Origin of the sequence: Planococcus salinus (genome assembly GCF_003719725.1) — a bacterium.
Taxonomy (GTDB): Bacteria; Bacillota; Bacilli; order Bacillales_A; family Planococcaceae; genus Planococcus; species Planococcus salinus.
The window spans coordinates 40,625-54,347 of record NZ_RIAX01000015.1 but is presented as its reverse complement, the minus strand read 5'-3'; the positions used below and the strand labels follow the sequence as shown (position 1 = coordinate 54,347).

Annotated in this window: 12 protein-coding genes; 1 reads left to right on the top strand and 11 read right to left on the bottom strand. The window is 44.3% G+C overall.

Annotation, left to right across the window (positions count from 1 at the left end; translation table 11 throughout):
- Positions 1 to 198: 198 nt before the first annotated feature.
- The 8 genes from EEX84_RS14925 to EEX84_RS14890 form a co-directional block, all read right to left on the bottom strand.
- The gene (locus tag EEX84_RS14925; RefSeq protein ID WP_123166446.1) at positions 199 to 1,497 is read right to left on the bottom strand and encodes a glucose-6-phosphate isomerase; all 1,299 of its coding nucleotides are present in this window, start codon (positions 1,495 to 1,497) and stop codon (positions 199 to 201) included.
- 272 nt (positions 1,498 to 1,769) lie between these two features.
- Entirely contained in the window at positions 1,770 to 2,078 is a 309-nt protein-coding gene (locus EEX84_RS14920; RefSeq protein ID WP_123166452.1) for an MGMT family protein, read from the bottom strand.
- Between the two features lie 35 nt (positions 2,079 to 2,113).
- A complete protein-coding gene (locus tag EEX84_RS14915) occupies positions 2,114 to 2,587 on the bottom strand; it encodes a hypothetical protein (RefSeq protein ID WP_123166445.1) in 474 nt (157 codons plus the stop codon).
- A 55-nt stretch (positions 2,588 to 2,642) separates the two neighbouring features.
- Positions 2,643 to 3,662, bottom strand: coding sequence for a GNAT family N-acetyltransferase (locus tag EEX84_RS14910; RefSeq protein WP_123166444.1), 1,020 nt, complete (start codon positions 3,660 to 3,662; stop codon positions 2,643 to 2,645).
- 611 nt (positions 3,663 to 4,273) lie between these two features.
- Positions 4,274 to 4,573 (bottom strand): MarR family transcriptional regulator, encoded by a 300-nt coding sequence (locus tag EEX84_RS14905; protein ID WP_123166443.1) that lies wholly within the window; start codon positions 4,571 to 4,573, stop codon positions 4,274 to 4,276.
- Between the two features lie 230 nt (positions 4,574 to 4,803).
- Positions 4,804 to 6,102: a M20 family metallo-hydrolase gene (locus EEX84_RS14900; protein WP_123166442.1), complete on the bottom strand. Its 1,299-nt coding sequence runs from the start codon at positions 6,100 to 6,102 to the stop codon at positions 4,804 to 4,806.
- A 27-nt stretch (positions 6,103 to 6,129) separates the two neighbouring features.
- Entirely contained in the window at positions 6,130 to 7,266 is a 1,137-nt protein-coding gene (locus EEX84_RS14895; protein ID WP_420812584.1) for an amidohydrolase, read from the bottom strand.
- Between the two features lie 166 nt (positions 7,267 to 7,432).
- Positions 7,433 to 8,620, bottom strand: a complete 1,188-nt coding sequence (locus EEX84_RS14890; RefSeq protein ID WP_123166440.1) for a hypothetical protein — start codon at positions 8,618 to 8,620, stop codon at positions 7,433 to 7,435.
- A 232-nt stretch (positions 8,621 to 8,852) separates the two neighbouring features.
- Between EEX84_RS14890 and EEX84_RS14885 the strand changes: the two genes are divergently transcribed.
- Positions 8,853 to 10,277 carry an NAD-dependent succinate-semialdehyde dehydrogenase gene (locus tag EEX84_RS14885; RefSeq protein ID WP_123166439.1) on the top strand — a complete coding sequence of 475 codons (1,425 nt, stop codon included), beginning with the start codon at positions 8,853 to 8,855 and terminating at the stop codon, positions 10,275 to 10,277.
- Between the two features lie 79 nt (positions 10,278 to 10,356).
- Here EEX84_RS14885 and thrB read toward each other — a convergent pair whose 3' ends face one another.
- The 3 genes from thrB to EEX84_RS14870 are packed head-to-tail and all read right to left on the bottom strand — an operon-like array spanning position 10,357 to position 13,609.
- A complete protein-coding gene (thrB, locus tag EEX84_RS14880; protein WP_123166438.1) occupies positions 10,357 to 11,262 on the bottom strand; it encodes a homoserine kinase in 906 nt (301 codons plus the stop codon).
- Positions 11,259 to 12,320 (bottom strand): threonine synthase, encoded by a 1,062-nt coding sequence (thrC, locus tag EEX84_RS14875; RefSeq protein ID WP_123166437.1) that lies wholly within the window; start codon positions 12,318 to 12,320, stop codon positions 11,259 to 11,261. Before thrC ends, thrB begins: the two co-directional genes overlap by 4 nt.
- Positions 12,317 to 13,609 carry a homoserine dehydrogenase gene (locus tag EEX84_RS14870; RefSeq protein ID WP_123166436.1) on the bottom strand — a complete coding sequence of 431 codons (1,293 nt, stop codon included), beginning with the start codon at positions 13,607 to 13,609 and terminating at the stop codon, positions 12,317 to 12,319. Before EEX84_RS14870 ends, thrC begins: the two co-directional genes overlap by 4 nt.
- Positions 13,610 to 13,723: the final 114 nt, after the last annotated feature.

Below are 13,723 nucleotides of genomic sequence, written 5' to 3'. Positions count from 1 at the left end.
GCGGTCGGCTTCCGTGTCACTGAGCCCTGGTCTGTGAAACTTTCTTAACAAGAGTAATTTTTAATAAGACAAACAGAAAAAGACGTTCAATCAGCTGCGGCTGATTGAACGTCTTTTCTTTATCCAACAAAAACAGTGTATTGTAACGGGAAAATGCATACACCACAATCACTCTACATTCAGTGGTGTTAACCTTATTCATCTTTTATCTCCATAGCCCGGCTTCCCAAGCAATTCGAACATGTTTTGTTTATATAACTCCACACCAGGCTGATCAAAAGGATTTACGCCTGATAAATAAGCACTCATGGCGCAGGCTTTCATGAAAAAGTAAATCAGATAACCCGTATGAAAATCATCCAGGCGTTGAACTTCCAGCGAAAGTACAGGAACGCCACCTTCCACATGGGCCAGGGCCGCTGCATCAAGCGCCTGCTTATTCACCTCATGCAAAGTTTTATCAGCCAGGTAATTCAAGCCATCTACATTTTCTTCATCAAAAGGGATTTTGCTGCTGTGCTGATCTTCCTCAAAACTTACCATCGTTTCAAATAGAATTCTGCGTCCATTTTGCAAATACTGACCAAGCGAATGCAGATCAGTCGAGTATATAACAGACGCCGGAAATATCCCTTTCCCCTGCTTTCCTTCACTTTCTCCAAATAACTGCTTCCACCACTCATGAAAAGCAGTCATTGCCGGTTCATAACTGGCTAACACTTCTGTTGAATATCCACGCATATTTAATATTTGCCGATATGCAGCATATAAATATGCGTGATTTGCAGACAGATTCGGCTCGGCAAGATCTTTTTCTGCTTGTTTGGCGCCGTCAAGCAACGACCGGATATCTACTCCTGCTACCGCCAACGGAAAAAGGCCTACTGCCGTTAAAACTGAATATCGGCCTCCGATATCAGGAGGGATTTCAAAAGATTGGAACCCCTCTGTCTCAACCGATTTTCTTAGAGCTCCTTCGGAGGCATCGGTTGTTGCAATGATTCTTTTTGCTGCATCTTCCCCATACTGGTCATAAAGCCATTTGCGAATGGTCCGAAAAGCGATGGCTGGCTCAGTTGTTGTACCTGACTTGGAAATGACATTGACTGCCACATTTTTGCCCTCAATATATGACAGCAGATCTTCCATATAACGGCCACTCAAATTTTGGCCTGCATAAATGATTTGCATTGAGTCTAAACCGAATGAAGGACGCAACAGCTTTTTGACGGCTTTTGTCCCTAAATACGAACCACCGATTCCAATGACTATCAATACATCCATTTCCTGGCGGATCTCTTCAGCTGACTTTTCGATTTTTTGCAGCTCCGATTCTTTTATAGAAGATGGCCAATCCAACCACCCCAAATATTCAGCTCCCATGCTCTTCTTTTCATGCATTTTGCGGTGAGCAACTTCTATAAAGTCCTGCATTGCTGTCAGCTCATCTTCTTCCACAAACTCCTTAATGTATTTCTCATTTAAAGATACTGTCATTATGACAACCACCGCCCTTTTTATAGTGCTTTTAGTTTAACATTTTTCCTGATGTTAGAAGAAAGAAAACACCTTTTTACAAGGTGTCTTAGCCAGTGGACTAAGTGACCGCTGTTCGGACATAGCGATGAGACACCGCATCCCCTGCATATGATTTGTATAAGTTTCCTCAAAATCAGGAAAGAAATTCGATTCGACATTTTACTTATGTAAAAATGCTTTTCCTTATGCAATTTGTCTTAGCGGAAATTTAAAAACCAAGGAGGAAGAGATCAATTTGGATCGTGCCTAAATCGTTTTAAATCGACTTTTCCGCTTTGGTCAACCTCCACCCCTTCAGTTTGAAGGAAGACGGTCTGCGCATGTCTGGCCTCTTCATCCCTGAGCATAATTTTTCCTTCTGCATTCACCACGCGGTGCCAGGGAAGCTCATGCTTTTCGCTTAAGCTGTGAAGAATTCTGGCCACCTGTCTGGCTCCTCGTGGACTTCCAGCCTGGACAGCGATTTGTCCGTAACTCATCACTTTCCCCGGAGGTATTTCTTTTATGATTTGAATCGTCTTTTCTGTAAATGGCTGCATTTCAAGTCTCATCCTATTTATTTTTACTTTCACATTCAACTTTCGTTGAACTCTTTTACTTTCTCCAGTAATTTTCCATTGCGGTATTCTCCCACTACTTCATAGCTGAACTCATAAAGCGGGAGTTTTGCTGTTTCCGTGGAAAGCCCTCCACTTTTGTGATGAACAACTTTATAATACTCCACCATTCGTTCAACCAATTCTTCCAACCCTTCCACCGATTGCTTTTTTTCATGCAAAAGAGGCCTCTTTAAGTCCACGTTTTTCACATCATCCTCATATCTGCTTTGCAGATGCTTTAAATCCTTTACTGTTTCGTCAAATAAAATCTGTTTTTTTTCAAACCGATAGTGATTTCTCCAATAGACAAAAACTTCTTTTGCCAATCCAAGCCTTTTCGCACCTTCTGCTGCGTTCAATCCTTCTTCCACACAAAGTTCGTACATAACTTTCTTCAATGACTTTTTATACTCTCTTTCCACTACCCCTTTATACTGCCAGTATCTCATAGTATTACCCCCCAGGCATTAAGATTAATAGTTCGTTCAGGTTTTCTTGTTTTACCTAAACATTTCTATACCGTTTAACAATGTCTGTTTCTTCTGCAGAGATGAGTTCCTTAAACATTGCTTCGTTGTGGATTTTATGTCCGACATAAAAAAGTTCCGGGTCACGGTTGCTTATTTCTTGTCTGGTCTTGTCTGCAGTTTCAGACTCCCCTTTGTAATCGCCTCCGAGGAGAAACGATGTATAATAATTTTCCTTTCCCCATTCCGCGATTTTCAGCAGCAGAGCCTTCATGGCTTCCTGGATTCCCGGTTCATCAAGACTTCCTTCCAGATGGTGATAAATGGTATCTTCTGTGGTTAACACGTAACAAGCTGTCACTAACTTATTTTCATAATAGGCTCCAAACAAATGCAGGTTTGGGCCCAGTGAACTGACCAGCGCTTCGAAATAATCATCGGTGAAAAAATAATAGCTATCCGCTTCGTCTCTTCTACGAACAGCCGAATAATATAACACCAGAAACTCAAACATATGGCGCACAGTTCCCAGTTTTTTCACAGTCGGTTCCTGACTCCCTGTAGTTTGTAAAGCACCGCCGTTGTCTTCCTCCAATGGAACCCGAGGTGCTGAAAGCTGATTAAGATCAATGGAAAATGTATCGTATAAGGGCAGGACAGTCAGATGATCTTCAAATAACAATGCATTTTTCTTCCAAGGATGAAATCGGATGAATTCAGCTATGATATTTTCTCTTGAGCAAAACTCGGAAAACTCTTCTCTGAAGTGCTGAACCAGCTTTCTTGTGCTATCGACTATATTTAAAATCGGCCCTCCATAGCCGAATGGTGTGGTGATGTCATAAAAGTCCATCGATCCTTTCATGATTTTCCGTTTGATGAAAGGATAAGCGACTTCTCCATGGTCATCCCGGTAATAAAACAAAAAAGGCTCTCCTGGATCCAGCTTTACTGCACTTAAAAAATACTGCCTGTTATAGTAAATGTCTGCATCTTCAAAGGACTCTACTATCTTTTTCCATTTTGTATGATCGTGTACAGGCACAAGTTCATGCATAATTCTCACCCCCCTATTATTGCCCGATGATTTTAACGCTGTGAACAATATCGCTTCCTGAAATTCGTTGATGTATAAAGCCCAGGAAAACGAATATAACCGCTCATTCCCAACCTTGCTCTCAAGGTTTAGTGCACTCCGCGGTCTTTCTCAAACGGATTTAAACTTATTGCCTTTTCTATATAAACTGTTTCGAAACTTTGATGATGTGAGGACAGCGGGTGAAAATTATTTGGTTGTGAACTAACAAAGGAAAGTCTGCTTCAATGGACATGCCTCCTTATACCTGTTATTTTATTTTTATGTGTTTTTAAAAAATTCAGATAATTATAGTTCCTTTATATCATATATTTTTTACATCTTCTACACTTTTTCGAAATTAATTAAATATTTTTTAAATTCCGATAAGTAAATCGTCATTATAAACGGATATTTTTATAGCTTTCAGCCGTTTTTTAGTTTTAAATACCTATTTTTTTATATAGTAAGGGAAGCGATAAATAAAAGGCTCTACCTTAATAGAAACTTATAAAAAATAATAGCTTTTTATTTTCTCATCCATCACAAGATACAAAAAAAGAGTTCCGCTCCTTAACAGAGCGAAACTCTTTTCATTTTCTCCATAATCCGATAATCCCGTTTCGACGGTAGATGATTTCTTCTTCTTCCAATCGCTTCAATACTTTTGACAAAGTTTGGTGCGGTATATTCATCTCGCTTGTAATTTCTTTAATGGTTTTAAAAAGCACTCCTTCAGGAGAAGCATTTCTCAAGAAGTACTTCATAAACCTGTCCCCTGCATCCATGATGCGATCCGGCTCTTCTGCAAAACATTCCCGGCTGGTATCCAGTAATTTATTTTCGGTGAAATGCTGTCTTTCAGATACGTCTTCATTTCGTAACCGTACCATGCTTCATCCTCCTTTTTTATTTTTGAAAGTAATAATTTTCGATTCTACTGCCTATATACCCTCGATTTAATAAATTAGTCATCATAACGAAAATTAGTTAATTTTTTCTAATATTTTTTATTAATTTCATATATTATGCAGGATTGCTCAATTACTCAGACCGAAACTTTTCAAAAAAGTTCTGGCATGTAAAAATCCGGCTGTTCAGTAACTGAACAGCCGGATTTTATTTACCTTTTCATTCTGGTTTCAATAAAGTCTTTTAATACATGGATTCCAGAAACACAATCGTTCAAGGAAGACCATTCTTTTGGATTGTGACTGATTCCTTCTTTGCTTCTTACAAACAGCATGGCCACAGGCAGATGCCGTCCAAGAATCATTGCATCATGGCCAGCTCCACTCGGTATATAGGTGGGAGTGATTGAGTATTTGACAAGAGACTCTGCCAGTTCGGACTGCAGTTCCTGTGCAATCGGCACTGGAAGAATTTTGGTGTTCTGCTGAACGTTTAACTGAATCCCCCTTGCCTCTGCAATTGTTTTGGCTTCATCTATTATCCGATCCAGCAATTCGTTCCGCGTGTCTTCCTGGATATCACGGATATCCGCATGCAGTGTAACTTTTCCAGGTATTACGTTAATGCCATTTGGTGAGACTTCCACTTTCCCAACGGTAGCCACCGCTGTGTCACTTACTTGTCCGGGGAATTCGGCTATTTTTGCGATGAATTCCGATGCTGCCACTAACGGGTCTTTCCTGCCGATCATCGGTGTATTGCCTGCATGCCCCGCTTCCCCTATAAATTCAAGTTCTGTCCAGGCCGGCCCTGCAATGCCGCTGACAATTCCAACCGGCTGTCCGGTTTCTTCAAGCTTCTTCCCTTGTTCGATATGTACTTCTACGAAAAGTTCCAACTCGCTGAGATCACGTTTAGCTTCTCGAAACTGTTGCAAAGAACTACCATAATGCTCCAGGACCTGTTCCAGAGTTTCGTCGTTGTAATCGCGCAGCTGATCGATTTCCTGTTGGGTAATATCGCCAGTCATGGCACGGCTGCCCGTCAATCCACTGTTGAACCTGGAGCCTTCCTCATCGGTGAAAATAACCACTTCATACGGTTTGTCAGGCGTATAGCCCGTCTCTTTCCACGCCTCCACGACTTCTAACGCAGACAACACACCCAAAGGACCGTCAAAGTTTCCTCCGTTCGGCACACTGTCGACATGAGAACCTGAAGCGATCGCTTTTGCTGTATGGTCTCGTCCTTCCAAACGGCCGACCACATTTCCGGCTCCATCTTCCGACACTTTCAAACCGGCTTCCACCATCCAGTTTTTTACCAGTTTTTTTGCGCTTTTTTCTTCATCTGATAAACCGGGACGTGTCACACCGCCGATTTGCGTATATCCTATTTCGGAAAGCTCATAAAGTCTTTGCGCTACCCGTTCACCATTTACACCGGAATGGCTAAGTTCACTGTTAAAGTCCTTCATTAAATTTTCGAATACGGGATTTTCCTTAGTCATGTCTAGTCATCCTTTCCAGTTATCGGTTTATTGATTTAAATAAGCCCAGGCATACTGTGCATAAAGTTCCGCTCCAGTCTCCATCGCCTCTTCGTCAACATTGAATTTGCCATGGTGATGTGCCCAGTACGTGTCTTTTTCGGTATTGCCGCTTCCGACCAGTGCAAAACAACCAGGAACTTCATCCAAATAAAATGAAAAATCTTCTCCGCCCATTGTCGGCTTTTCATCGTAGAGCACATCTTTGCCAAAAGCTTCTGCAGCGACGTATTGCACCAGCTCGGCGCTTTCTTTTTCATTGATCACTGCCTGAGTTCCGCGGATATACTCAACTGTTGCCGTTCCGCCGTAAACAGCCGCTGTATTTTCTGCATAAATCTGAAGCTGCTTTTCAATATGGTCACGCGTGGCTGGATCAAAGCAACGGACTGTCCCTTCGATTTCAGCATTCTCTGCAATTACATTAAAGCGCGTCCCCACTGTCATTTTCCCCACCGTCACCACTGCTGCGTGCTGCGGATCAACAGTGCGTGAAACGACAGACTGCACATTCATCACGAAGGAAGATGCGATAACAGAAGCATCGATGCAATCCTGTGGTATCGCGCCGTGGCCACCCTGTCCTTTAAAATGAATCTTGAATATATCAGCTGAGGCAAAAGATGGTCCCGCATTGCACGCCACACTGTGAGTCGGAATCTGGGACCAAATATGAATGCCGAACGCATTGTCGACTCCCTCGACCGCTCCTTGTTCAACCATCGCTTTTGCGCCGGTAGCCACTTCTTCTGCAGGTTGGAAGATGAACCGGACTGTACCCGGCAGTTCATCCTTGATGTTGACCAAAGACTTCGCAGCCGCCAGCAGCATGGCTGTATGTGCATCATGTCCGCAGGCATGCATTTTGCCCTTCTCTTTTGAGGCATATACCAAATCATTGTTCAACTCTTCGACTGACAATGCATCCATGTCTGCCCGCAGCGCTACCGTCTTCCCGGCTTTCCCGGCTTTTCCGCCTTTCAACTCCCCGATGACACCGGTGGGATCGGTCTTGCGGCATTCGATGCCTAAGTTGGTCAAGTATTCAACTACATATTGGGTTGTGTTGTGTTCTTCCCAGGACAATTCAGGTTCACTATGCAGCTTTCTGCGGATTTGAATCATTTCATCACTATTGTCTTTAATGGCTTGTTTGATTTTTTCGTTTATCACAGAAAATCCCCCTTTGCTATTTACGTAAAATGAACAGAAAGAAAATGCCTTGCCTGAATCAGCATAAGCAATTCGCTTTCTTTTCTTCAACTTACATATTTTTTGTGCTTCATTGGTATTAAAGGAAGCCCACAAAAATACCGGCCAGGATTACGGAGACGATGGTCACTGTCACGAATCCTGCCACCAGCATCGGCGGCAGCATATGGCTGGTCAGCACCTGGCGTTCTTTAGGGTCATCCGTCAATGCATTAATCACTTCCACTGTAATGATGTAATCAGCCGGAAATCCATACAAAGCAGTCAAAGAGACGGCAAAGGCCATTTCCTTGCTGACTTTGAGAATTTTCCCCGCAACGAAAGAGAACAAATACATCCCCACCAAGCCGATAATGATACAGCCGAACAACGGATATAGAATTTCAAGCATCATTGACGGGGTGGCATTTTTCAAGCCGTCGAATATGTAAAGCAGTAAAGCCATGATGGCAAAACCGAAACCGTTCGCTTTTTTCAATGGATGCCTTTCAAGGAAGCCAATGCTGCGTGCGACGACTCCGAACAGCAGACACAGTACAAAAGGGCTTATTTCTACAACCGGGGCCGCCAACGTTGAGACCAGGTAGGCCAAGTAACCGACAAATGCCAGCCGGAAAAATTTAAAGAACTCCGTATTGTAATAATCGGGAAGCTTAGAGAACATTTTCAATTCTTCTTTTTCTTCAGAATTCTCCAATTCCAAAACGGTCTTTTCCGTCAGTTCATTATTCCTGTATTTGCGCAAAAGGGCTTTTCCTTCCCTCTTCAGCATGATGGATGTCAAAGGGTAGCCGGCAAATCCCTGCACCACATAAATGACGATTGCAAACACAGACAAAGTAGTCAGCCCTGCCGCCTCTGCGCCTTCGGACATAATAAGAGCGGAGACAATGCCTCCCACTAATGGTGGAATGGCTACAATGACTGTTTCAAACCCAAATAGCAAAGTACCGATTCCCAGTAAAATTACTACGATTCCCAAAATACCTGCTAAAGCTATTAAAACAGTTTTCCATTGCTGTTTCAATTCCTGCAGCGACAGCAACGTTCCCATATTCGTGATCAATAAATAAATAAGTAAAGTTGCCACAACAGGAGGCACTCCGGCTATAGCCACAATCTCTGAGGGAAAGAAAGTCCAATACCCAAGTAAAAAAAGGATTCCGCTGATAAAAATGGATGGAATCCAGGCTCTCGTGCGGATTGATACAATTTCGCCGATAAAAAGAATGAAAACGATAATTGCCAGTGCGAGCATTTGCGCCATAAAATCTCCTCTTTCTTCGTCTTTTTCCACTTTAACGCGTTCAATTGCTAAAGTACTTAGCCATAGTAGCACAAATCCGGTTTTGTAAGATATAGAATAAAATAACTACTTAGAAAGTGCAGAATAATTCATATAAAACTTCTTCAAAATTCGACTTAGTTGTCCGAATATTCTACAATAGAGTTATCGGGTTTCTAAAAGCCCAGTAAACACAAGGGGAGGAAATTAGAGCATGGAAGGAAGACATTATATCAATGGAGAGTGGAACACGTCGGGGAATGGTGTAATCGAGGTCATGAATCCAGCAACCGGGGAACAGGTTGGAACAGTTCCAAATGGCGGAGAAGAAGAAGCGACAAAAGCAGTGGAAGCTGCAGCCGCCGCTTTCCCTTCATGGTCGAAAACGACCGTTTACGAACGGGCAGAATTATTGATGAAATGGCATGACCTATTGCTCGAGAATAAAGAAGATGTCGGAAAGATCCTGACTATGGAAATGGGGAAACCATTGGCAGAAGCCATTGGTGAAGTTGAATATTCAGCTTCTTTCATTTCGTGGTTTGCGGAGGAAGGCAAACGGGTTTACGGACGGACAATTCCGGCAAGCAAACCCGGCAAGCGGATTCAGGTCAACAAACAACCGGTGGGAGTTGTAGCTTCCATTACACCTTGGAATTTCCCTGCCGCTATGATGGCGCGCAAAATGGCGCCGGCGCTTGCGGCTGGATGCACATTTGTCGCAAAACCTGCAAAATTGACACCGCTGACTGCAGTTCGCATGTATGAATTGGCAGTGGAAGCTGGTTTTCCGAAAGGCGTCATTAATCTCGTATCCGGCAGCGCCTCCAAAATAGGAAAGGTTTTCACCAGCCACCCAGATGTGCGAAAATTGACGTTCACCGGCTCTACAGAAGTCGGAAAAGAACTGATGAAACAAAGCGCAGAGACGATGCAGAACCTGTCACTCGAATTGGGAGGGCATGCTCCAATCATCGTTTTGGATGATGCGGACCTGGATTTGGCTGTCGAAGGAGCTATGGCTTCCAAATTCCGCAATGCCGGCCAAACATGTGTCTGTGGGAACAGGATTTATGTACAGCAAAGCATCGTAGAAGAATTTTCCCAAAGACTGCAGGAAGCCGCTTCCAAATTGAAAGTCGGCAATGGTTTGGATGAAGGTGTTCAGATCGGTCCACTGATTGATAAAGACGGCTATGAAAAATCTGATCGCCACGTCAAAGATGCAGTGGAAAAAGGAGCAAAGGTGTTAGTGGGCGGAGACGGCAGAACAGAAAACAACTCCTACTTCTATAACCCGACGGTACTCGTGAATGCAAGCTCTGATATGCTGGTGATGCACGAAGAGACTTTTGGTCCTGTAGCACCGATCATGTCTTTCGAAACTGACGAAGAGGCTGTGAAGCTGGCAAACGACACGAGATTCGGCCTTGCTGCATATTTCTTTACAGAAAGCATGTCACGCGGCACTTATCTGTCCGAAAACCTGGAGTATGGAATTGTGGGCTGGAACGATGGTGCCCCTTCTTCTGCACAGGCGCCGTTTGGCGGCATGAAAGAAAGCGGCATCGGTCGTGAAGGCGGGCAGGAAGGTTTGGAGGCATTCCTTGAAACAAAATATGTCTCAATCAAATTATAAAACGCTTACTCAGTGACAAAGTGAAATGAAATGCATAAAAAAACGGCCAGGAAGTTTCCTGGCCGTTTTCCTATGAACATTATTGAACAGTTTCATATGACATGATCCCGGCTTCGGACGGTTTGGTGACCAGGCACTGATAATGAGGAAACCGGATTTTCAGCTTTTCGGCTACTCCTTGTTCTTCCCCTTTTTCCACCGCAACGAACAAGGACGGACCCGCGCCACTGATGACCGAACCAAAAGCCCCTATTTCCCGGTTAAAACTCCGGATTGCCTCAAAATCGGGGAACATGCTTTGACGATATGGCTCATGGAATGTGTCTCTTTCCATCATCCGGCCCACTGTTTTCCAATCATTCAGGGCCAAAGCCGCTGACAGGACATTCCCTGCCGCGCTTCCACGTGTCGCTGCCGAATGTCTCAAGGTTTCCGGCAACAGTTCCCGTGATTCCGCCGTAAGGAATTCGGCCGGCGGAACAAGGATGATGACTCCGATATCAACATGGGGCACGTGGATTGTCTCTAAGACAGTCCCGTCATCATACGAAATCGTCAGTCCTCCCATAAAAGAAGCGGATATATTATCAGGGTGGCCTTCCATTTCACTGCCGATTTCCACCTTTTCCTTCTGAGACATTTTTAGATCAAGAAGGCGATCGGCAATTTCTATGCCTCCGGCGATGGCTGATGCACTGCTGCCAAGCCCTCGCCCTAATGGAATATCAGTTTCTATGTTCAGTTTGACCGTCGGCAGCTGCTTATGATAGCGGGCAGCCACTTTCCGGGCAGTTGCGATGATTAAATTATCAGTTCCGCAGGGCAATTGCCGATAATCCGGATCGACGTATTCCACGGACATGGTTGGAGAAGGACACACTGTGATTGTCAGGTACAAATCCAAAGCCATGCCAATCGAATCAAACCCAGGTCCAAGGTTTGCAGTTGATGCCGGTACTTTTACCGAAAAGTCTCTCCAACTCATGCTTTCACACCTTTCTTCAATTCCTCCCAGAAACGCTCCATATCTTCCGGGACAAGAAGCGCTTTGTGTTCATTCACCGAAATGGCGGTTTCCGGGTCTTTTAAGCCGTTGCCTGTCAATATCGCCACGACTGTCGAACCTTTTTTAATCATCCCGTTTTCGACTTGTTTTTTTAGTCCTGCAATCGAAGCACATGACGCTGGTTCAGCAAAAACGCCTTCTGTCGATGCCAGTAACTGATAGGCTTCCAGAATCTCTTCGTCGCTTGCAGCCAAAATGGTGCCATTGGATTCATCGAGCGCATTTAACGCCAGGTTCCAGCTCGCCGGGTTGCCGATCCGGATGGCAGTTGCTACGGTCTCCGGATTTTCCACTACCTGGTTATTGACGATCGGTGCAGCCCCTGCTGCCTGGACCCCTAAAAGTGCAGGGCGTGCGGCACCGGTTTTTTCAGCATATTCACTGAATCCTTTCCAGGAAGCAGAAATATTTCCGGCATTCCCTACCGGCAATGCAAGCAGATCCGGCACCTGTCCCAGCTGGTCGATAATTTCGAAAGCAATCGTCTTTTGCCCTTCCAGTCGATAAGGGTTTACAGAGTTGACCAGAGCAATGCCCGCCTCCTGGCCGACTTCCCTCACCATTTCAAGTGCTTCATCGAAATTTCCTTTAATGGCCAGAATTTCAGCTCCATACATCTTTGCCTGAGCCAATTTCCCAAGAGCGATGCGGCCTTCAGGTATTACGACAATCGTACGCATTCCTGCCCGTGCCCCGTAGGCTGCAGCAGAAGCGGACGTATTGCCTGTTGATGCGCAAATCAGCACCGATTTCCCTTCTTCTTTGGCTTTCGCCACTGCCATCACCATGCCACGGTCCTTGAAGGAACCGGTAGGATTGGCACCTTCCAGTTTTACATGAAGGTCAATCCCCCATTCTTCCGATAATTTCTCCAAATGCACCAGTGGCGTGTTGCCTTCCTGAAGAGTCAAAGCCGGTGTGGCTCCATTGACTGGAAGCCATTCTTTATATTGTTCGATCAGTCCTGGCCATCTCATGCTGATTCCTCCCCTTCTATGCGGTAATGGCTGATGACGCTTGCCGTTCCTTCCAATTCTTTTATAACATCCAAATGTTGCTGTCTCGAAATTTTATGTGTAAGCAAGACCAATTCGGAATTGCCGTCATCTTCTGCCGGATGCTGTTTGACCGATTGGAGGCTTGCACCGTGTTCGCTGTAAATAGCAGTCAGTTTTGACAGCACGCCTATCTCGTCTTTGACGCTTAGTCTATGGAAATACTTTGAGTAACGGCTGTCTTCCGGTTTAATCATCCGTTCGTACTGTGCAGCGTGGACTCTTTTGCCGTTCACTTCAAGCAATATGTTGCGGCAGGCCGCAATAACATCCGAAACAACAGAAGTAGCCGTCGGCAAAGACCCTGCACCCGGACCGTATAACATGGTTTCTCCGACTGCATCTCCATATATGTATACAGCGTTGAATTCGTTATTAACCGAGGAAAGCGGATGGGAATCAGGCAGGAAAATCGGTTCTACCGCCACTTCAATGCCATCTTCATCTTTAGTTGACGATCCAACCATTTTCATTGTATAGCCGAATCCTTGAGCAAGTTCCAAATCACCGTCCCGGATTTCTTTCATCCCTCTGATCAATACATCATCCAAGTGAACTTCTGTCGAATAAGCCAGAGACGATAAAATGACCATTTTTCGGGCCGCATCAAGACCGTCCACGTCGGAGGAAGGATCCGCTTCTGCATACCCAAGCGCTGTCGCTTCAGCCAACGCGTCTTCATAGCTCATGTTTTCCTGCTTCATTTTCGTCAAGATGAAATTCGTTGTACCATTTACAATTCCCATTAAACTGGAAATTCTGTCAGAAGCCAAGCCGTCTTCCAGCGTCCGGATAATCGGAATGCCTCCTGCTACACTTGCTTCATAAAAGAGATCGCATTTTTTCTCATCAGCCAACTTCAGCAATTCATGGCCATGTTCCGCCATCACATCTTTATTGGCTGTTACAACTTGCTTCCCTGCAGCAAGAGCTTTTTCAATTGCTTCTTTGGCTTCATCCATTCCACCCATTACTTCCACAATGATATCAAGTGAGGGATCATTCAATATTTCCTCTATATCCGTTGTAAAGACTTCTGGCTCCAACGATGCAAGCCGGTCTTTGTTTTTGTTCTTGATCAGAACTTTTTTAATGGAAACTTCTACGCCCAACTTATGGCGCAGATCTTTTTGATGCTGCTGCAAAATCGTGGCAACACCGCTTCCGACTGTTCCGAATCCTAATAATCCGATGGAAATTTCATTTTTCATTGACGATTCCTCCTATGGTGTGTACACTGTGAAAAAACAGCTGTTTTTATCATAAGGACATTATAGTATTAGTTCAGTCGTAAAACAACCCTGTTGGCAAATTTAATACAGATA